Annotated in this window: 14 protein-coding genes and 2 tRNA genes; 3 read left to right on the top strand and 13 right to left on the bottom strand. The window is 58.7% G+C overall.

Going from position 1 to position 20,539, the window contains the following annotated elements:
* Positions 1-164 precede the first annotated feature (164 nt).
* The 3 genes from ACN28Q_RS19550 (at position 165) to ACN28Q_RS19540 (ending at position 4,839) form a co-directional block, all read left to right on the top strand.
* Positions 165-1,352 carry a NupC/NupG family nucleoside CNT transporter gene (locus tag ACN28Q_RS19550; protein ID WP_095847866.1) on the top strand — a complete coding sequence of 396 codons (1,188 nt, stop codon included), beginning with the start codon at positions 165-167 and terminating at the stop codon, positions 1,350-1,352.
* Positions 1,353-1,664: 312 nt separating this feature from the next.
* The gene (locus ACN28Q_RS19545; RefSeq protein ID WP_230469426.1) at positions 1,665-3,497 is read left to right on the top strand and encodes a sensor histidine kinase; all 1,833 of its coding nucleotides are present in this window, start codon (positions 1,665-1,667) and stop codon (positions 3,495-3,497) included.
* Entirely contained in the window at positions 3,478-4,839 is a 1,362-nt protein-coding gene (locus tag ACN28Q_RS19540) for a sigma-54-dependent transcriptional regulator (protein WP_095847864.1), read from the top strand. The genes ACN28Q_RS19545 and ACN28Q_RS19540 overlap by 20 nt, the downstream gene beginning before the upstream one ends.
* Here ACN28Q_RS19540 and ACN28Q_RS19535 read toward each other — a convergent pair.
* The 13 genes from ACN28Q_RS19535 to speB all read right to left on the bottom strand — a co-directional run bounded on the left by ACN28Q_RS19535 (position 4,836) and on the right by speB (position 20,244).
* Entirely contained in the window at positions 4,836-5,900 is a 1,065-nt protein-coding gene (locus ACN28Q_RS19535) for an Ldh family oxidoreductase (RefSeq protein ID WP_095847863.1), read from the bottom strand. The genes ACN28Q_RS19540 and ACN28Q_RS19535 overlap by 4 nt on opposite strands.
* A 14-nt stretch (positions 5,901-5,914) precedes the next feature.
* Positions 5,915-7,414, bottom strand: coding sequence for a DASS family sodium-coupled anion symporter (locus ACN28Q_RS19530; RefSeq protein ID WP_095847862.1), 1,500 nt, complete (start codon positions 7,412-7,414; stop codon positions 5,915-5,917).
* Between the two features lie 287 nt (positions 7,415-7,701).
* Positions 7,702-8,580, bottom strand: coding sequence for a succinate--CoA ligase subunit alpha (sucD, locus tag ACN28Q_RS19525; protein ID WP_095847861.1), 879 nt, complete (start codon positions 8,578-8,580; stop codon positions 7,702-7,704).
* Entirely contained in the window at positions 8,577-9,758 is a 1,182-nt protein-coding gene (gene sucC / locus ACN28Q_RS19520) for an ADP-forming succinate--CoA ligase subunit beta (RefSeq protein ID WP_095847860.1), read from the bottom strand. Before sucC ends, sucD begins: the two co-directional genes overlap by 4 nt.
* A 27-nt stretch (positions 9,759-9,785) precedes the next feature.
* Positions 9,786-11,201: a dihydrolipoyl dehydrogenase gene (gene lpdA / locus ACN28Q_RS19515; RefSeq protein ID WP_095847859.1), complete on the bottom strand. Its 1,416-nt coding sequence runs from the start codon at positions 11,199-11,201 to the stop codon at positions 9,786-9,788.
* A 12-nt stretch (positions 11,202-11,213) separates the two neighbouring features.
* Entirely contained in the window at positions 11,214-12,395 is a 1,182-nt protein-coding gene (gene odhB / locus ACN28Q_RS19510) for a 2-oxoglutarate dehydrogenase complex dihydrolipoyllysine-residue succinyltransferase (protein WP_095847858.1), read from the bottom strand.
* Positions 12,392-15,163 (bottom strand): 2-oxoglutarate dehydrogenase E1 component, encoded by a 2,772-nt coding sequence (locus ACN28Q_RS19505; protein ID WP_230469425.1) that lies wholly within the window; start codon positions 15,161-15,163, stop codon positions 12,392-12,394. Before ACN28Q_RS19505 ends, odhB begins: the two co-directional genes overlap by 4 nt.
* Positions 15,164-15,573: 410 nt before the next feature.
* Positions 15,574-15,649: transfer RNA gene (locus tag ACN28Q_RS19500), tRNA-Ala, on the bottom strand.
* A 63-nt stretch (positions 15,650-15,712) separates the two neighbouring features.
* Positions 15,713-15,788 (bottom strand) — tRNA-Ala (locus ACN28Q_RS19495).
* A 161-nt stretch (positions 15,789-15,949) separates the two neighbouring features.
* Complete coding sequence (locus ACN28Q_RS19490) at positions 15,950-17,386, bottom strand: aldehyde dehydrogenase family protein (RefSeq protein WP_095847856.1); 1,437 nt, start codon at positions 17,384-17,386, stop codon at positions 15,950-15,952.
* Complete coding sequence (locus ACN28Q_RS19485; RefSeq protein ID WP_095847855.1) at positions 17,383-18,876, bottom strand: purine-cytosine permease family protein; 1,494 nt, start codon at positions 18,874-18,876, stop codon at positions 17,383-17,385. Before ACN28Q_RS19485 ends, ACN28Q_RS19490 begins: the two co-directional genes overlap by 4 nt.
* Before the next feature lie 37 nt (positions 18,877-18,913).
* On the bottom strand, positions 18,914-19,297 hold the full coding sequence (locus ACN28Q_RS19480) for a YybH family protein (protein WP_095847854.1): 384 nt from the start codon (positions 19,295-19,297) through the stop codon (positions 18,914-18,916).
* Positions 19,294-20,244 carry an agmatinase gene (gene speB / locus ACN28Q_RS19475; protein ID WP_095847853.1) on the bottom strand — a complete coding sequence of 317 codons (951 nt, stop codon included), beginning with the start codon at positions 20,242-20,244 and terminating at the stop codon, positions 19,294-19,296. The genes ACN28Q_RS19480 and speB overlap by 4 nt, the downstream gene beginning before the upstream one ends.
* Positions 20,245-20,539 lie beyond the last annotated feature (295 nt).

Genomic DNA, 20,539 nt, shown 5'->3' with positions numbered 1-20,539 from the left:
AGCATGCGAAATGATTAACATCTTGATTCTTGATGCTTTCACGTACTAAATTTTGTACTAATTCCAGTATAATTTCTCATATTTGCCAAGGAAGTCTCGTTTTTACACCCGGCGTTACATAAAATGACAGCCGAAACTCAGCCCGCCTCAAATTTGGAGCAAATATGTCCCATATTGCGCACTTTGCGTTAGCGTTGGTGGTTGTCGCGTTCCTGGCACTGGTGGTGTGCCGCGATCGTAAAAGCATCCGCATTCGCTATATCATTCAACTCTTGGTTATTGAAATCTTACTGGCTTACTTTTTCCTGCATTCGGAAGCTGGTTTGGGTTTTGTGAAAGGATTCGCAGGACTGTTCGACAAACTGCTTGGATTCGCAGCACAAGGGACGGATTTCGTGTTCGGCGGTATGGGCGATAAAGGCCTGGCCTTCTTCTTCCTGAAGGTACTTTGCCCGATCGTCTTTATTTCTGCATTAATCGGTATTCTGCAATACATCAAAGTACTGCCTTTTATCATCCGCATCATCGGTACCGTCCTCTCAAAAATTAACGGCATGGGCAAGCTGGAATCGTTTAACGCGGTAAGCTCCCTGATCCTTGGCCAGTCTGAAAACTTTATTGCCTATAAAGACATTTTGAGCAAGATGTCGGAAAAGCGCATGTACACCATGGCAGCCACCGCGATGTCGACGGTTTCCATGTCGATTGTCGGCGCCTATATGACGATGCTGGATGCCAAATTTGTCGTGGCGGCGTTGGTACTGAACATGTTCAGCACCTTTATCGTGCTTTCCCTGATCAACCCTTACGACACCAGTAAAGAAGAAGAGCTGCATCTGGGCAACCTGCACGAAGGCCAGAGCTTTTTTGAAATGCTGGGTGAATATATCCTGGCAGGTTTCAAAGTCGCGATTATCGTTGCCGCTATGCTGATCGGCTTCATTGCGTTGATCGCCGCCGTCAACGCCCTGTTCAGCGCCATCTTCGGCCTGAGCTTCCAGGAAATTCTGGGCTACGTCTTCTACCCGTTCGCCTGGGTGATGGGTATTCCGAAGCATGAAGCGCTGCAGGTCGGCAGTATCATGGCAACCAAACTGGTTTCCAACGAATTTGTCGCCATGATGGAATTGCAGAAGGTCGCGACCGAACTGTCACCACGCAGCCAGGGGATCCTCTCCGTGTTCCTGGTGTCCTTCGCCAACTTCTCGTCCATCGGTATCGTTGCCGGCGCCATCAAAGGCCTGAACGAACACCAGGGCAACGTGGTTTCCCGCTTTGGCCTGAAGCTGGTTTACGGTTCTACCCTGGTGAGCATCCTGTCGGCTTCTATCGCCGGCCTGGTTCTGGGTTAACCGCCCCCGCATCACGGATGTTGCCCCCTGCCAGGCGTTGCGCCTGCAGGGGGTTTCTTTTTAGCACGCAAAAGCCGCATTACCACACTCAACGGCCAGATGAGCCGGCGCCCCCTGCTTTAATCGCCATCTCTTCCGCGGGTATCGGCCCCCCTATCCGCCACATTCGGCATTAGCGCCGGGCCACAGTGTCCCTTAATCCGCACACTTCTCTGGGTAATGTGTTAGTGAATTCACACTCTCCAGCGTTGCTTCTACTGTCGCCCGACGGTTTTTTATATAATTTTTCAAAAATAAATCCATGGTAATTTTATGGTAAAGTCGAATGCGAATATTTTTGAGCGAAAACGGTATTTCGTGCCCGTGGGGTTGTTGTTGTTTATTCTTCTTCTTGGCTGCGGGTATTTTTTCCTGCGGGTATTTTTTTCTACCGTTTCTGACGCAGAGAGAATGCGGCTGGAAATGTATAAGGCAACCTTATATTCCACACTAGAACAATATAACTACTTGCCCTTTCTGTTATCCCAGGATCGGTTGATTCATACGCACGTCATTTACCCCAATCCAGCATCGCTGGAAACAGTGAATGTTCGTCTTGCCAGCTTCAATAAAGCATTACGCACCACCGCGCTTTTTATCGTTGATGCCAAGGGGCAAGCGATAGCCTCCAGCAACTGGCAGGAGCCAGGCAGTTACGTGGGGCAGGACTACAGTTTCCGCCCCTATTACACCCAGGCGATGGAAGGCCGGCTGGGGAAGTTTTACGGCATTGGCAGCACCACGCTGCGCCCGGGCTTTTTTCTTTCCTTCCGTATTGAACATGAGGGGCATATCGCGGGGGTCATGGTGGTAAAAATCAGCCTGAATGATATTGAGCACGCTTGGTCAGAAGGCCCGGATAATATTTATGTTTCTGATGAGCATAGCGTTATATTTTTAAGCGTGAATCCGCATTGGCGGATCAAATCGTTACATGCGCTCCCGCCTAAGGTCCTGGAGAAATTTGAAGAGACAAAGCAATATAATATTAGCGCGGTTAAAGTAGTAGAAAATTACCCCTGTTTTGATTTTCATGGTATTAAATTATTTAACCTTAATAAATCGCAGAGTTGTTTATTCCCTCGCTATTATCGGCAAACGGTGGCGATTCCGGAATTCCACTGGGAAATGGCCTCTGTCTCTTCGATGAAAAATGTCTATCTGGTAACGGCTATTGCCGCCGCGGTGATACTGATTGCCTACCTGTTTTTATTAATGCTGTTTAAATATCTACGCATGCGGATACGGGCACAAAATATTCTGGAGAAAAATAACGAATACCTGGAGCGGGAAGTCGGCGCCAGAACCCGCGCGCTGAAAGGCATTAATCAGCGATTGCTCCAGGCAATGAAGGAGCGCATTGAAGCAGAGCGTACTTTGCAGCACACGCGCAGCGAACTGGCCGAGTCCAGCAAGCTGGCGGCGCTGGGGCAAATGGCCACCGAGCTGGCCCATGAGCAGAACCAGCCGCTGGCGGCGCTCCATGCCTTAACCGACAACGCACGCAAAATGTTGGGGCGCCATATGTACGCCGAGGCGGATCAGAACCTGCGTTACATCATTACGGTGATTGAACGTATGACGCAAAACATCTCGGAAATGAAGTCTTTCGCCAGCCGCCATCGGGTACCGAAGGGCAACGCCAACGTAATAAAAGCCCTGTATAACGCGGTGGCATTGCTAAGCCATAACCTGAAAAAAAACCGCGTTGAGCGCCGTATTAATATTTCGTCGTCGTCGCTGATGGTCGGTTGCGACGGGCACGGGCTGGAGCAAATCTTCAGTAACCTGATCATTAATGCCATCGATGCGATGGAAAATCAGCCGGTCAAGCGGCTGGATATTACTATCCGGGAGCATGACGCGCAGGTGATTGTCGCCATTAAAGACACCGGCCCCGGGGTGCCGCCGGAGGTGCAAAGCCGCATCTTCGAACCGTTTTTTACCACCAAACGCCGGGGAATGGGCCTTGGGCTGGCGATTGTCAGTGAAATCGTCACCAGTTCACACGGAACCATCAGCGCGAACAATCACCCGGATGGCGGCACCGTGTTTACCCTCGTCTGGGCGGAATGGAGAGAGCAAAATGAAACAGCGTCTTCCTGATATAAAAATAATTTATGTTGAAGACAGTGATGATGTGCGCTTTGCCTGCGAACAGACGATGATGCTGGCAGGATATCAGGTCATTGCGCTGGCAAATGCGGAACAGGGGCTACAGGCAATAGAGAAAGAGCCGTATGCCATTGTCGTCACGGATGTTCGCCTTCCCGGCATATCAGGGCTGGAGCTGTTGAACCGCGCGCGGGCGCGGGACAGCGATCTGCCGGTGATTCTGATCACCGGGCATGGTGATGTGGAAATGGCCGTTGAGGCGATGCGCAACGGCGCCTACGACTTTATTGAAAAACCGTGCAGTTCGGAAAAACTGCTGGAAGTGGTGGGGCGCGCCGTTGAAAAACGGCGGCTGGTGGTGGAAAACCGCCAGCTTAAAAATACCCTGCAGCAGGAGAAAGGGCCGCTGCTGATTGGCCGCAGCCCGGTGATGAATGAGCTGCGCGATATGCTGATGCGCATTGCCGGCACCGGCGCAGATGTACTGATTCACGGTGAAACCGGGTGCGGCAAAGAGGTGGTGGCCCGCGCACTGCACCACTGGAATAATACCGCCCGCGGCCATTTTGTGGCGCTGAACTGCGCCGGTTTGCCGGAAAGCTTGTTTGAAAGCGAGATATTCGGCCACGAACAGGGAGCGTTTACCGGTGCGATGAAGCGGCGCATTGGTAAAATCGAGCATGCCGACGGCGGTACGCTGTTTCTTGACGAAATTGAAGGGATGTCGCTGGCGATGCAGGCCAAGCTGTTGCGAGTGTTGCAGGAGCGAACCCTCGAGCGGCTGGGCGCCAACCAATTGATCCCGGTGAACTGCCGGGTGGTGGCGGCTACCAAGGTCGATCTGTTGCAACTGGGCGAACAGGGGAAGTTTCGTCTCGATCTTTACTATCGGCTGAATGTGGTGACGCTGCGCATCCCGCCGCTGCGCGAACGGCGCGAAGATATCCCCGAACTGTTTTACTGGTTCGCCAGCCAGGCGGCGCAGAATTACCATCAGCCGCTGCCGGAGATTTCACCGATACTGCTGGCGTGGCTGCAGGCCCAAAGCTGGCCGGGTAATGTCCGGGAACTGAAACACACCGCCGAGCGTTTTGTGCTGGGGCTGTTGCGCCCTCCCCAGTCAGTCTCCATCAACCAGCAGGAAGAGTGCGGCCTGAACGCCTGTATTGATGCCTTCGAGAAGAAACTGATTGAGGATATGCTGCGCCAGACCGGTGGGCAGGTTAGCCTGACGGCGCGGCAGCTGATGCTGCCGCGTAAAACATTGTATGACAAACTCAATAAGCACCAGATACATCCGCAGGCGTTTCGCGCTGCGGAATCCACCGGTTAAGCGTTGGCCATCAGCGGAACGTGCAGATCGATCCCGTTCCCGGCATAGCGATCGCTGATCCACTGCCACAGCGCCGGCGGCAACGTGATGCTGGCGCTGTGCGCCGCACGCATCGCCGCTTCCGGCATGCCGGGGTAAATCACGCGTTCAATCCCCGGCTGTGGCTTGGTTTCCAGTAAATAATCAATGAAATCATTCACTTTATCCTGAGACTGTGCTTTGCCGCAGAACCGGTTCGGATCGACCAGCAGCGCAAACAAGTGGTTATGGGCCGAGCCGGTAGCGCTGTGATCCTGTGCGATGGTATCCCCGCCGGAAAGTACGCCGGCCAGCAGTTCAATCATCAACGCCAGGCCGAAGCCTTTATGCCCGCCAAACGGCAACAGGGCGCCGGCGTCGTCGGCGAACAGCACCGCCGGATCGTCGCTCGGGTGGCCACCGGCATCGATGAGCTGGCCGGGGGCGACACGCCGCCCCTGTTGTGCCAGGATCCGCGCTTTGTTAAGCGCCATACTGCTGGTGGCGAAATCCACCAGTACCGCCGGGCGCCCATCGGCCAGCGGCCAGGCAAAGCAGAATGGGTTCGTGGTCAGGCGCGCCTGTGCCCCGCCCCAAGGGGCGACCAGCGCCGCGCGCCCCGTGACATTGCTGACGGCGAACAGGCTAAGCCCGGCGTCCGTGGCCATCTGCCCATAGTGGCCGAGCCGCCCCAGATGATGGGCATGGCAGAGGGTCATCAGGCAATATCCTTCCGTGCCGGCTTTGTCGATAGCCGCGCGCATCGCCACCTTGGTGGCGTGCTGGCCAAAACCGTTACGGGCATGAAAGCGCAGCAGGCCGGCGCTTTCAGTCAGTAAATCCGGGCGGGCGTTGGTGGTGACATCCCCCCGGGCAATGTTGTCAAGGTATTTGGGCAACAGCGAGACGCCGTGGCTGCTGTAGCCGTGGCGGTCAGCTTCAATCATGTGCTCCGCAACGTCCTGCGCGATATCCGGTTCACACCCGCTCAATTCCAGCAGGCCGGCGGTTAACCAACGAATTTTCTCAATAGCGATTTCCATCTGATTATCTCCTGTTACATCAGGCCCAGAAATTTCCACCAGGTGGCGGCGAATACCAGCAGCATCAGGTAACCGGCGAGGGTCAACACCAATCCGATGCGGGTGAACTGGCGGGGGGTGAAGGTGTCGGTTCCCAAACAAACCATGTTCTGCGGCGCGTTAATCGGCAGGATGAAGCCAAAGCTGACGCTGAAGGCCAACAGGATCGTCATCCCCGCCGGGTTAACGCCGGCGCTTTCCGGCAGGCTAATCAGCAGGCTGATCAGAATAGGCAACAGAGCGGCGGTCAGCGCTGTGGCGCTGGCGAACCCCAGGTGAATGACGATCAGAAACGCCGCGAGAATCGAAAAGATGGTGAAGGCCGAGAGGGATTCCAGGCCAAATCCTTTCACCACATAGTTCGCCATCCAGGTCGCCGCCTGGGTATCCAGCAGCGTCGAACCGAGGCTAATCCCGATGCCGAACATCAACAGCGTGCCCCACTGGACGCGTTTTTCTACGTCTTTCCACTGCATCACGCCGATGCCCGGCAGCAGCATAATGGCCAGCCCGACCAGGGTGACGGAGGTGGTATCGATACTGTGCAGTTTCCCGCCGGTTGACCAGAAGACCAACAGCAGCAGCGAAATCACAATCAGCCGTTTCTCCTTACCCGTGGCCGGCCCCAGATCGGCCAGGGATTTTTTAATCGCATCGATGCCCCCTTCGACGGTTTCGGTTTCCGGCGGCAGTAATTTACGCGCCAGGAAGTAGAGAATTACCGACATAGCGATACTCCACGGCGCCCCAGCCAGCAGCCAGTCCAGCCAACTGATGGCGTGCTCGGCGCCGAGGGTTTTGTGGATAAACCCCATGGAAAGCAAGTTTTGCGCGGCGGAGGTCTGAATGCCGACGTTCCAGATACTGGTCGCCTGAGCGATGACGATCATCATGGCGGCGGCCATGCGTGAATGTTTATCCACCTTAAACGCGGCGATCACACCCATCATGATCGGCACTACGCAGGCGGTACGGGCGGTGGCGCTGGGCACCACCAGGCTAAGGACGATGGTCACGACAATCGCGCCAATCAAAATACTGCGGCTGCTGGCGCCGATTTTCGACATGGTAAAGAGTGCGATACGCCGGTCCAGGCCGGTAATGGTCATGGCGGCGGCGATGAACATTGCGGCGGCCACCAGCGCGAGCGCCGAGTTTGAGAAGCCGGACAGCGTCATTTTCAGCGCTTTTGTCGTGCCAAGCAGGACATCCGGGTTATTGATATCCGGGGCAAACCCCACCAGGAAAATGATCAGCGCCGAAATGGTGATCGCGCTGGCGGTATAGTCCATCGCTTCGCTAATCCAGACAATGATCGCGAAGACCAGAATAGCAATCATGTTTTTCCCAGCGATGGGCAAATCCGGCCCCAGAGGGAGAAGCATGATGATGGCAGCGGCAAAAACGGCAATCCATAGCCCGGGATGGGGTATGGACCATTTTTTATCCGGCATATTGGATGAAATACTGGACATAGTGACCTCGTTAATTGGAAAGAAATATTCGCTTTCCTATTGCAGGCCGTGTGCCAGATATTTTATGAATATAACCAATTGATTTTTATTTATTTAATTAAAAATCTCGCTCAAATATTGCGTGGGTTTCCGCACAGTGAAAATAAAGTGCGCCATCCGGCGCACAGGTCAAACCTGTGCCCGCTATCACCGCGTTGCAAACCAAACGCCGCCGCGTTTTCGCCAGAAAAAACAAAGGGCCAAAACGGAATGTTGGCCCTTTGGGTAGAACGTGCGCCCGTTGGCGCTTATTTGCCGGCTAAAATAGCCCCCAGCGTGCTGCCAATCTGCGCCGGATTGCGCGTCCAGGCGATGCCGGCGCGCTCAAAGGCGCGGAATTTATCTTCCGCGCCGCCGCTGCCGCCGGAGATGATCGCGCCGGCGTGGCCCATCCGTTTGCCCTTCGGCGCCGTGACGCCGGCAATGTAGCTGACCACCGGCTTGGTCATCTCATGGCGAATGAACTCTGCCGCCCGCTCTTCGGCGTTGCCGCCGATTTCGCCGATCATAATTACCGCATCGGTATCCGGGTCATCCTCAAACAGACGCAGCGCGTCAATGAAGTTGGTGCCGGGAATCGGATCGCCGCCGATGCCGATACAGGTAGACTGCCCCATGCCCAGGGCGGTGGTCTGCGCCACCGCTTCGTAGGTCAGGGTGCCGGAACGGGAGACGATACCGATACGCCCCGGCCGATGGATATTTCCGGGCATAATGCCGATTTTGCAGGCGCCCGGCGTAATGATGCCGGGGCAGTTCGGCCCGATCAGGCGCACATCCGGGTAGCAATCCAGCAGGCGCTGGGCGCGCAGCATATCCAGAGTCGGCACGCCTTCCGTGATCACCACGATCAGCTTCACGCCGGCCTCTACGGCTTCCACAATCGAATCGAACACAAACGGCGCCGGCACATAAATAACGCTGGCGTCGGCCTCCGTGGCCGCCATCGCGGCCTTCATACTGTTGAACACCGGCCGTTCCAGATGGTACTGCCCGCCCTTGCCCGGCGTGACGCCGCCGACAATCTGCGTGCCATAGGCGATAGCCTGCTCTGAGTGGAAAGTCCCGTTCTTGCCGGTGAACCCCTGAACCAAAACCCGCGTTTGTTGGTTAACTAAAATACTCATGCCACCTCCTGATTCAGCTGTTCAATAATGAGCCGCGCCGCTTCATCCAACGCACTGGCGGCCTGTACCGGCAAACCGCTGTCAGCCAACAGTTGCTGCCCGATGGCCGCGTTATTGCCAGAAAGCCGCACCACGACCGGCAGCGTGACGCGTTCCTGTTCCAGAGCATGAATAATCGCGTTGGCGATCATGTCGCAACGCACGATGCCGCCAAAAATATTGACCAGAATGCCCTTCACCCGGGCGTCCGAGCAGATCAAGCGGAAGGCTTCGGTAACCCGTTCCTGGGTAGCGCCGCCGCCGACGTCGAGGAAATTAGCCGGCTCGGCGCCGTAGAGTTTGATGATATCCATGGTGGCCATTGCCAGCCCGGCGCCGTTCACCATGCAGCCAATATTGCCGCCCAGCGAAACGTAGTTAAGCTCCAGCTCCGCGGCCTGGCGTTCCCGGGGATCTTCCTGAGTTTCATCACGCAGCGCGTCCAGTTCCGGGTGGCGGTACAGGGCGTTATCGTCCAGCGAAACTTTGGCATCGGCGCACATCAGTTCGCCGTTCTCGCGGATCACCAGCGGGTTGATTTCCAGCAGGGCGAAATCGCAGGCGTGAAATGCGCGCCAAGCATCCTCCACCAGGCGGCTGAAGGCGGCCCACTGGGCTTTTTCCAGCTGTAGCACGGCCAGCAGTTGGCGGATATGGCAAGGTTGTACGCCGGTTAGCGGATCGACGTGCACTTTGCCGATTTTCCCCGGCGTTTCCCGGGCGACCTGTTCAATCTCCACGCCGCCTTCCGGGCTGACGATAATCGTGGTCCTCTGGCTTTCGCGATCCACCACCATGCCGAAATACAGCTCCTGGCGCACCGGGTAGATATTTTCCCCCACCAATACGCCGCTCACGTACTGCCCCTGCGGCCCGCTCTGGTAAGTGACCAGATGAGAGCCAATAAGCCCTCCGGCAAAGTTTTGCGCTTCCTGCACATCACGGAAGACTTTAACCCCGCCGGCCTTGCCGCGGCCGCCGGCGTGAATTTGCGCTTTCACCACCGCGCCCTTGTCGCCATGGGCAACCTGTTGCCAGGCCTGCGCAAGCTGGCTGGCGTCGCTGATAAAGACTTCCCGCGGCACGGGAAGGCCCGCGTTGGCAAGCAGGCCCTTGGCCTGGTACTCATGAAGATTCATTCCTGTTTCTCCTGGTGCATTAAGGTGTTAGCCATGAATGGCGCGTTTATCCGCCGCCAGCGCAGCCTCGTGCAGCACTTCGCTGAGCGTGGGGTGCGCGTGCATCGTCAGTGAGAGATCCTCCGCCGAGGCCTGGAATGTCATAGCCATCGTGATCTCGTTGATCAGCTCTGAAGCCTGGGGGCCAATAATCGCGGCGCCGACCAGCCGATCGGTGTCTTCCCGCACATACAGCGTGCAGCGACCGCTATCCCGCCCCAGCGCCAGCGCCCGGCCGTTGGCGCCGAAAGGCGCGCTGCCTTTTTTGATCCCGTCCGCCAGCTGGGTTATGCCCACCCAGGCCACTTCCGGATCGGTATAAATCACCGCGGGAATCGCGGACAGATCGATCGGCACCACCGGTTGCCCGGCGATGGCGTCGGCCACCTGAATGCCTTCATGCATCGCCTTGTGCGCCAGCATCGGGCCGCGAACCAGATCGCCTATCGCCCACAGGCCCGGTTGCCCGGTGCGGCACAGCTCGTCCACGGCGATCCCGCCGCGCGCATCTTTGGTCAGTCCCAGCGCCTCGGTATCCAGTTCGCCGCTATTGGGCTCGCGCCCGACGGCAACGATCAGCTTATCAACGGTGGTTTGGTGGTCTTCGCCCCCCTGTTGCCAGTGGAGAACCAGGGCTTTACCGCGCTTCTCGACGCGCTGCAGGGCAACGCCGAATTCCATAGCCATGCCGCCGGCGGTCAGCGCTTTGCGCACTTCGCCGGAAAGGCGTTTCTCCAGCGCCGGCAGGAAAACGTCGGCCATCTCCAGCAGCGTGACCTGCGCCCCCAGCCGCTGCCAGACGGACCCCAGCTCCAGGCCAATCACGCCGGCGCCGATTACGCCGAGCCGCGCCGGGCAGCTTTTAAGCGCCAGCGCGCCGGCGTTGTCGAGAATACTGACATTGTCCACCACGACGCCGGGCAGCGCCCGCGGCCGCGAGCCCATCGCCAGTATGACGTGCCTGGCCTGTAGGGTTTGCGGTGCCGTCGGCTGGCTGAGAGAAAGCTGCCAGACGCCGTCCTGGCTGCGCTGCGGTGTGGCGCGGCCGTGAAAAAACGCGATGCTGTTGCGTTCGAATAGCAGGCGGATGCCCTGGGTCAACCGGGTTACAATGGCATTTTTACGCGCCAACATGGCCGCTACATCCAGCTTCGCTCCGCTCACGCTGATGCCGTGGGCGGCGCCTTCATGCTGTAGCGCATGGTACAGTTCGGAAGACTGGAGCAACGCTTTGGAAGGAATACAGCCCACGTTCAGACAGGTGCCACCTGGGGATGGCTCCCCCTGTGGGCTGGCGTAATCATCAATACAGGCGACCTTCAGCCCATGCTGAGCGGCGCGAATTGCCGCCACATAGCCGCCAGGGCCGGCGCCGATGACCGCCACATCGTAAAGGGTACTCATGGTGATTTCCTTTTAAAGATCCAGTAAAAAACGTTCCGGCGCTTCCAGCAGCCGACGTATCAATACCAGCGCCTGTACCGCTTCCTGTCCGTCGATAATGCGGTGGTCGTAGCTTAGGGCCAGATACATCATGGGCCGAATCACAATGGCGTCGTTCTCCACAACGGCGCGCGGGGTGATGGCGTGCATGCCCAAAATGGCGGACTGCGGCGGGTTAATGATCGGCGTGGACATCATTGAGCCGAACGTACCGCCGTTGGTGACTGAAAAGGTACCGCCCTGCAGCGCTTCAAGAGGCAGTTTGCCGGTGCGGGCCAGGGTGGCGTAATCAGCAATCTGGCGCTCAATATCGGCAATCGACATGTGCTGAGTGTCGCGCAGTACCGGCACCACCAGCCCGCGGAGGCTGCTGACGGCAATGCCGACGTCACAATAGTCGTGCCAGATAATCTCCTGCCCATCGACGCTGGCGTTGAGAATGGGAAATTCACGCAGAGCATACGTGGCGGCCTTCACGAAGAACGACATAAACCCCAGTTTTACGCCGTGTTTTTCGGCGAAGCGCTCTTTCCAGCGTTGGCGCAGCGCCATCACTGGCTGCATATTCACTTCGTTGAAGGTGGTCAGGATGGCGTTTTCGCGCTGGGAGGCGAGCAACCGTTCCGCCACGCGGGCGCGTAGCCGGGACATCGGCTCACGGCGCACGCCACGCGCCACGGGGGCTTCCACTGCCACCGGCGCGGGCGCGCTGGCTGACCTGTTTACCGCTGCGGCGGCGCGCGCCACGTCTTCTTTTAATACCCGGCCGCCGTTGCCGCTGCCGGCCACCTGTTCCGGCGCAATGCCCTGGCGCAGCGCTTCCTGACGCGCTGCCGGCATCACCGGCGGCGCGGCCGACGGTGCCGGTTCGGGGGCAGCAGGCGCCGGGGCCACATCAGCCGCCACGGCGGCAGCGGCCGTCTGCGGCTGCAGATGGGCCAGCAACTGGCCGGATGCCACGGTGGCCTCCTCCGGGCAGACAATATCGCTAAGGATGCCGTCCTGTGGGGCCGGGATCTCAAGGATCACTTTGTCAGTCTCCAGTTCAGCCAGCACTTCATCACGCTTAACTGCCTCTCCGGGCTGCTTACACCAGCGGGTCAGGGTACCTTCGGCAACGGATTCAGGAAGTTGTGGGGCGGTAATTTCAATCATTGTTCTGCTCCCGCAGTTATTTTTTTCTCCACTTCCTGCATGCCTGGGACAAACGCGTCGTTGAGGAAGTCGGTGATTTGCTGGCGATGTACTGCGCCATAGCCTGTGGCCGGTGCAGCGGCGGCCGGGCGGCCCGCATAGCGCCAGCGGCCGCCCAGGGAGAGCGCGACCAAGTGATGATGAATCTGCCGCCAGGCGCCCTGGTTTTCCGGCTCTTCCTGTAGCCATACCCAATGCTGGCAGTGGCGTAACGGCGCCAGCAAGGCGGCAAGCGCTTCGGTCGGGAACGGATAGATCTGTTCGAGGCGGATAATGGCGACGCTGTCATCCAGGCCGCGCTGCTGGCGGGCATCCAATGCGTCGTAATACACCTGGCCGCTGCAAAGGATCACCTGCCGGATCTGTTTTGCCGGCAGGTTGAGCGGATCGCCAATCACCGGGCGGAAGCTATCGTCGGTGAAACGGGCGAGCTCACTCATTGCGGCTTTGGCGCGCAACAAACGCTTGCTCATCAAAATAATCAGCGGTTTGCGCATCGGGCGTATAACCTGGCCGCGCAGCAGATGGAACATCTGGCTGGATTCGCTGGGCATCACCACCTGCATGTTGTTTTCCGCACACAGTTGGAGCCAGCGTTCCGGGCGCGCGGACGAGTGCTCCGGCCCCTGCCCGTCGTAGCCGTGAGGCAGTATGATGGTCAGCCCGCTGTAGCGCTGCCATTTGGTTTCGCCGGAACAGACGAACTGGTCGATGGCGACCTGAGCGCCATTGGCGAAATCGCCAAACTGGGCTTCCCAGATAGTCAACGCGTCTGGGGCGCTGGTGGAGTAGCCGTATTCCCAGGCCAGCAGCGCCTCTTCATTGAGCACGGAATCAATCACCTCAAAGGCCGCCTGTTGGGGGCTGATGTGTTGCAGCGGGATGTAGCTGCCGGCCTGCTGCTGATCGTGCAACACCGCATGGCGATGGCTAAAGGTGCCGCGGCCGGCATCTTCACCGGAGAGGCGAACCCGGTAGCCTTCTTCAACTAGGGAGGCCCACGCCAACGCTTCCGCCATGCCCCAGTCTACCGGCTGGTCGCCCAGGGACATCGCCCTGCGCTGCGCCAGTTGGCGTTTGACGGTGGGGTGCACGGTGAATCCAGGCGGTACGCAAGACAGCGTGTCGCCCCAACCGGCGATCCGTTCACGGGATACCTGAGTGCCAGTAATCGGGCGCCAGCCATGCTGATCGAACGTGTCCCAGCGGTGGCTGGTATCCTGCTGGCGGTTTTCCGCGGCGGGGTTATCCAGCCATTCCCGGGCCGCCGCCACCATCTCCACGGCCTGTTGCTGGCTTAGCACGCCCTGCTGAACCAGTTTATCGGCATAGCGGCTGCGCACGCCGGGATGGCTATCGACGGCCTGGTACATCTGCGGCTGCGTCAGGCGTGGCTCGTCGCTTTCGTTATGGCCGTGTCTGCGGAAACACACCAGATCGATGGCGATATCTTTATGGAAGGTCTGACGCCACTCCGCCGCCAGGTTCATAGCCCGGCAAACCGCATCCACGTCATCGCCGTTGACGTGCAGCACCGGCATGCCGGCGCCTTTGGCGATATCGGTACAGTAGCGGAATGAGCGCATATCCTGCGGCTGGGAGGTGGTAAAGCCGATCTGGTTGTTGATCACCAGATGTACCGTGCCCCCGGTGGTGTAACCGCGGGTGGCGGCCAGGGTGAAGGTGGTCTGGTTGACGCCCAGCCCACCCAACGCGGAGTCGCCGTGGATCAACAGCGCGGCAACCTGTTGGCGAGCGGCGTCGCTGCGCCGATCCTGGCGGGCCCGAACCTGGCCCTGCACCACCGGGTTGACGATCTCCAGGTGCGAGGGGTTACAGGCCAGCGACAGGTGCATGGCGCCGTGCGCCGTTTCAATATTTCTGGCGTAACCGAGATGGTATTTAACATCCCCGGAGCCGGGCAACTGCGGCTGCTTGCCTTCAAATTCGGCGTACAGCAGAGCGGGAGATTTACCCATCACGTTAACCAGGACGTTCAGCCGCCCACGGTGCGCCATACCGATCACCAATTCCTCCACTCCCAGGCGGCTTAGCTGCGCGATCAGGGCGTGAATAGCCGGAATGGTGCTTTCGCCGCCTTCCAGCGAGAAGCGCTTTTGCCCGACATAACGGGTGTGCAGGTAACGCTCAAGGGCTTCAGCACGGGTGAGAAGTTCCAGGCGCGCCAGTTTCTCGGGCGCCGTGGCCGCGGCGGGAGCCGATTGTTCTATCCGGCTCATCAGCCAATCAATTTCACCGGCATCTTCCAGATGCATCACTTCGTAACCGGTGGTGCCGCACCAGGCCGTTTGATACAGGGAAAGGATCTGATGCAGCGGCATGCTGGCCTGTTGGCCGCCAAAGGTGGCATCAAAGGCTTGCTGCATATCCGCGGCTTCCAGCCCCCAACTTTGCGGATTGAGCTGCCGGATTTGCGGGACAGGCTGCAGCCCAAGCGGATCGAGACGTGCGTGCAGGTGGCCTTTGTGACGGATCGCCTGCGTGAGCAGAGTAACGGCTATCTGTTTTTTCAGCGCCGATGCGCAAACAGGTTGTTGCGCGGCCGCGTTACTGCCAAGGGGATTGGCGCTTTCAGTTTGTGCAAAGAGTTGCTGCCAGTCTTCCGCGAACTGTTCCGGGGCATCGAGCCAGCGCCGGTATTGTTGGTCAAGAAAGCCGGCATTTTCTCCGTTAAATAGCGCCGCAGAATACAGAGAGGGTGATTCCATCTTTTTCTCCTTATGGTTATCGGGAAAAGCGAATAACACCCCTGGCTTTGCAGAATTCATACCAGAATGGAGAACTATTTAATTATTTGAAAAATAGATGATTTATTGGATTTTTATCGGGTGGATATGGCGGAAAAGGTGACAGTGGCGGGTGGGCTGAGCGGAACGAAGCACAGCCATACGCTGGCTGGGTGCTGTTTCCGCACGCGGTAGAAGGCGCTTGTGGGGTTGCCAAGGCGGGCGCGGAAACAACGGTTAATGCGCGCTGCCGTGTGTTGGCGTTGATAAAATGAAAAAAGCACCGAAGAGAGACTCATTCGGTGCTTATGTCCCGCCTGATTTCCCGTTCAGCATCAAGTCTTGCTTGAGTGAATGAACGGCGCTAATACCCAGGCCGGCTTTCTAAATTTTGGTGGAGCTAAGCGGGATCGAACCGCTGACCTCTTGCATGCCATGCAAGCGCTCTCCCAGCTGAGCTATAGCCCCACAGATGTGGTACACATTAACCGGTGTTTACGGTATCAACCAACCCTGCCTGAGAAGAAAGGTTGGTGGAGCTAGACGGGATCGAACCGTCGACCTCTTGCATGCCATGCAAGCGCTCTCCCAGCTGAGCTATAGCCCCGTTCCACAATCACTTTGTGCTGTGAACGGGGCGCATGATATGAAACCCGATAAACCATGTCAACGGCTAAATTGAATTCCACCTTCAAGCGCTGAAAAAGCCGCCAAATCAGGGCATTTAATCACAAATGCGCCGCCTGCGGCTGAGAGTGTCGGCGGCATTCAGCCGCCCAGTTTTTTGCTGGTGACGTGCTTGACGGATTGATAGGCGGCCAGCCCCCAGGGCCCCAGTTCACGGCCGATACCGCTGCCCTTGGTGCCGCCCCATGAGGTTTCGACAAACACCGCCTGCGGCGAGTTAATCCACACATGCCCCACATCCAGCGCATCAGCCACCCGCTCGGCACGCGCCGTGTCGCCGCTAACCACGGTGGCCACCAGCCCATAGTCGCAGTCGTTGGCCTGGCGGATGGCGTCGGCTTCGTCGCTAAAGCGCCGCGCGCAAATCACCGGCCCGAAAATTTCCTCCCGCCACAACCGGCTGTGCGCCGGCACGTCGGCGTAGAACGTCGGGGCAATAAACCAGCCGGGCGGCGGCAGCGCTTCCCCACCCGCCAGGCACTGCAGTTGCTCATCGCGCGCAACGGAAAAATACGCCTGCACCGTGTTCCATTGCCGCTCGCTGACCATCGGCCCCATTTCGACGTCATCAGTGTGGGGATCGCCAACCCGCAGCGCCTGCAACGCCGCCGCCAACCGGGCATATAACGCATCGGCAATCCCCTCCTGCACCAGCAGCCGCGAGGTGGCCGAGCACATTTGCCCGGCATTCCAACAGATGCCGGCGACGATCCATTCCACGGCCTGCGGCAGATCGCAATCGTCGAACACCACGATGGGCGACTTGCCGCCCAATTCCAGCGTTACCGGCAGGCAACGCTGCGCCGCAGCGTGCATCACCGCACTGCCGGTGGCGGTGCTGCCGGTAAATGACAGTTTGTCGATGCCGGGATGCTGGCACAGCGCTTGGCCGGCGTTGCCATCACCGCTGAGGATATTCAACACGCCGGGCGGCAGGCCAAGCTCATGGGCGATGACGCCATATTCCAGTTCGGCCAGCGGTGCGATTTCGGAGGTTTTCAACACCACGGTGCAGCCGGCGGCCAGCGCCGGCGCGATTTTCCAGGCGCTGGTCACCAACGGGAAATTCCAGGGCACCACCAGGCCAACCACGCCCAGCGCCTCGTAGCGCAGACGTGCCGTAAAGCCAGGTGCCGGCAGTTCAACGCCGGCGTTCTGGCGCGCGTCCAGCGTTTCAGTCAGGCCGGCATAGTAAGCAAAGGTCGCGATGGCATCATCAATGTCCACCTGTGCTTCATGGCGCGGCTTGCCGTTATTGCGCATCTGCAGCTCAACCAGCGCGGCCTGGCGCTGGCCAAGCTGCTCGGCAAAGCCACGCAACAGGCGCGCACGCTCGGCGGCCGGCGTTTGCCGCCAGGCCGGGAGCGCCGCACGGGCGGCGCGCACTGCGTTATCAATATCCTCCGTTGACGCACTGGAAACCTCGGCCAATGGCCGGCCCTGCGCCGGTTCGAATACCGTGATGGTCGGCCCACGGCCCTGGCGCCATTCGCCGTTCACATAGAGAGGATAAGTCATGGCAACAGCTCCGTAATTTCCGGGTTATTCAGGCTGGCCTGTGGCGCATAGCGCGCTGTGCGGTAAACCGCCGCCGGCTCCGGGAAGATACGCAATAAGACGAGATAGGCCAGCGCCGCCAAGCCCAGCGTCACCGGCAGGCTGATATCAATCCCCCCGGCCAGCTCGCCCAGCGGGCCGACGAATTGCCCGGGAATATTGACCAGGCACAGCCCTATCCCCGCGCTGGGGATCCAGGCGCCAAGCCCACGCCAGTTCCAGCCATGGTGAAACCAATAACGCCCACCGCGCTGACCACGGGTGAAGACCTGCAGATCGTCCGCGTGGTAGAAACCGCGGCGCTCAACCAGCCCGATAATCATGATCACCATCCACGGCGTGGTGCAGGTAACGATCAGCACGGCGAAGGTGGAAACGCTCTGCACCAGGTTAAAGGCAAAACGGCCGATAAAAATAAACAGAATGGCGGCCACGCCGATCAGCAGCGTCGCCCGCACGCGGCTAAGCAAACGGGGGAACATGCTGGACATATCAAGCCCGGTGCCGTAAAGCGCGGTGGTGCCGGTGGACATGCCGCCGATGATCGCGATCAGGCAGACCGGCAGAAAATACCAGGCAGGTGAGACCGCCAGCAGCCCGCCAACGTAGTTGTTATCCGCCAGATACTGCGGCGCGTGGGTGGCCACCACCGTGGCGGAGCACAGCCCAAACAGGAACGGGATCAGCGTGGCCAACTGCGCGGCAAACACCGCCCCCATAATCCGTGTCTTGGGGGTGCTACGCGGGATATAGCGCGACCAATCCCCCAGAAAAGCGCCGAATGAAATCGGGTTGCTCATGGTCAGCAGTACCGCGCCGATAAACGCGGCCCAGAAGCCTGGCGCACCCAACGCCACGCTGCCGCTAAAGCCGGAATCAAAGGTGCCGCTGAAGGCAAAGCACCCCAGCAGGAACATCAGGCTGGAAGCGAAGACGGCGATTTTGTTGACCCACAGCATAAAGCGAAAGCCATAGATACACACCGTTAGCACCAGCACGGCAAAAACGCCGTAGGCCAGGCCAAGCGACACATCATTTTCGGGCACGCCCAACAGGCGGCGGGCGCCGCCGATCAGGGCATCGCCCGAACTCCAGACCGAGAGCGAAAAAAACGCCACCGCCGTCAGCAGCGACAAAAAAGAGCCCACGATGCGCCCGTGAACACCAAAGTGGGCGCCGGAAGACACCGCATTGTTGGTGCCGTTAATCGCACCAAACACCCCCATCGGCGCCAGGATCAGCGCCCCCACCACGACGCCGATCAGGATAGCCATCAGGCCGGCCTGGAAAGACAGCCCGAATAGGATAGGAAAACTGCCAAGCACCGAGGTAGCAAAGGTATTGGCGCCGCCAAAGGTCAGGCGGAAAAGATCCAACGGCGTGGCGTCACGCCGATCGTCAGGTATTTGCTCGACCCCGAAGGTTTCGATGGACATGGTTGACTGTGACATAATTACCTCTGCTTGCTTCAGGGGCTGCGCCGTTATTTCAGTTGCAGGCCGACAGGTGCTCGTGGCAGGCCAGCCAGCCCTGCGGCGTGCGCCTGAACACAATGGTTTCAATCTCGTTCAACAGGCTCTCCTGCCCAGCAATCCTGATCCGGGTAGCGACGTTATGATGGAATACCGCCGCATCCCCATGCACCTGCACGTGTGCGTTGCTGGAAACGCAGCTCAGCACGCTGAAGCCCGCGTTTTGCCAGGCCGTCCACTGCGCCAAATAGGCGGTGCGGCTCAGCAACGGCGCTTCCAGGGTGTGCAGGATAAAGGTGGCGTCTTCGGTGAAGGCGGCAAAATAAGCCGGCGTGTCGTTACGGGCAAATGCCGCCACCAGGCGCTGCGCCGCGGCCTGTACCTCATTAACCTGGCTCATCGCTGCACCACGCCCGGCAGCACACAAAGCATTTCATAGAGCAGATTGGCCCCCATCTGGGCGGTCATGCCGCTGATATCATACGGCGGCGACACTTCCACCAGATCGCAGCCCACCAGTTGCAGCCCCCGGCAGCCGCGCACAATTTCCAACCCCTGTATTGAGGTCAAGCCCCCAACTTCCGGCGTGCCGGTGCCGGGCGCCCAGGCGGGATCCAGGCTGTCGATATCGTAGGAAAGGTATACCGGGCCGTCGCCCATCTGGGCGCGTATATCCGCCATCAACGGCGTCATGCTTTGGTACCAACACTGTTCAACCGGGATCAGACGGAAGCCCTGATCGACGCCCCACTGAAAGTCTTCACTGGTGTATCCCTGCGCGCGCTGGCCAATCTGCACCACGCGTTTGCAATCCAGCAGCCCTTCTTCAACGGCCCGGCGGAAGGTGGTGCCGTGGGCGATCTTCTCGCCAAACATCTCATCATTGGTGTCAGTGTGGGCATCGACGTGAATCAAGCCAACCGGGCCATGCTTTTTCGCCAGGGCGCGTAGGATCGGTAAAGTGATGGTATGGTCACCGCCCAGCGTCAGCGGGATCAGCGGCCATTTGTTAAGCTCGGTGTAGTAGTCTTCGATGATATCCACCGACTTCAGCAGGCTATAGGTATTGATCGGCACATCCCCCAGGTCCCCCACTTGCAGGGAATCGAACGGCGCGGCGCCGGTGGCCATGTTATAAGGGCGAATCATGACCGATTCGCTGCGAATATGGCGCGGCCCGTAACGTGTGCCCGCACGCTGGGAAGTGCCCAGATCCAGCGGAATACCGACAAACGCGGCGTCCAGGCCCTGCGGCCCGCTGCAATAAGGCAGGCGCATCATGGTTGCACGCCCGGCAAAACGCGGCATTTCGTTGCCGTTCTGAGGTTGGTGATATTGGTTTTCCATCGTTGCTGTCTCCCACATCAACTGTTGCCGGTCATTACCGGCCCGATTAGTAGGAAAATAGTGCGATAGATGGCGGGGATTAAAAAATAGCAGAATACAAAAAATCAGTTCAGTAATTTGAAAACTAAACGCGCCACTTATTTTTGAAAACCGGCTGATATTTATCAGAAATTATGGCGTCTTCCACAGCGGCTTTTTTGGCCCTGCAAAGCCGTTTTTAGGGCAGATAATGGCCGCAAGGACTGCCCGACAGGCATAAAAAAACCCCGCGGATGGCGCCGCAGGGCTTGTGGCA

Origin of the sequence: Gibbsiella quercinecans, from assembly GCF_002291425.1 — a bacterium.
Lineage (GTDB): Bacteria > Pseudomonadota > Gammaproteobacteria > Enterobacterales > Enterobacteriaceae > Gibbsiella > Gibbsiella quercinecans.
The sequence above is the reverse complement of the archived record's forward strand: the minus strand, read 5'-3'. Positions and strand labels throughout refer to the sequence as shown.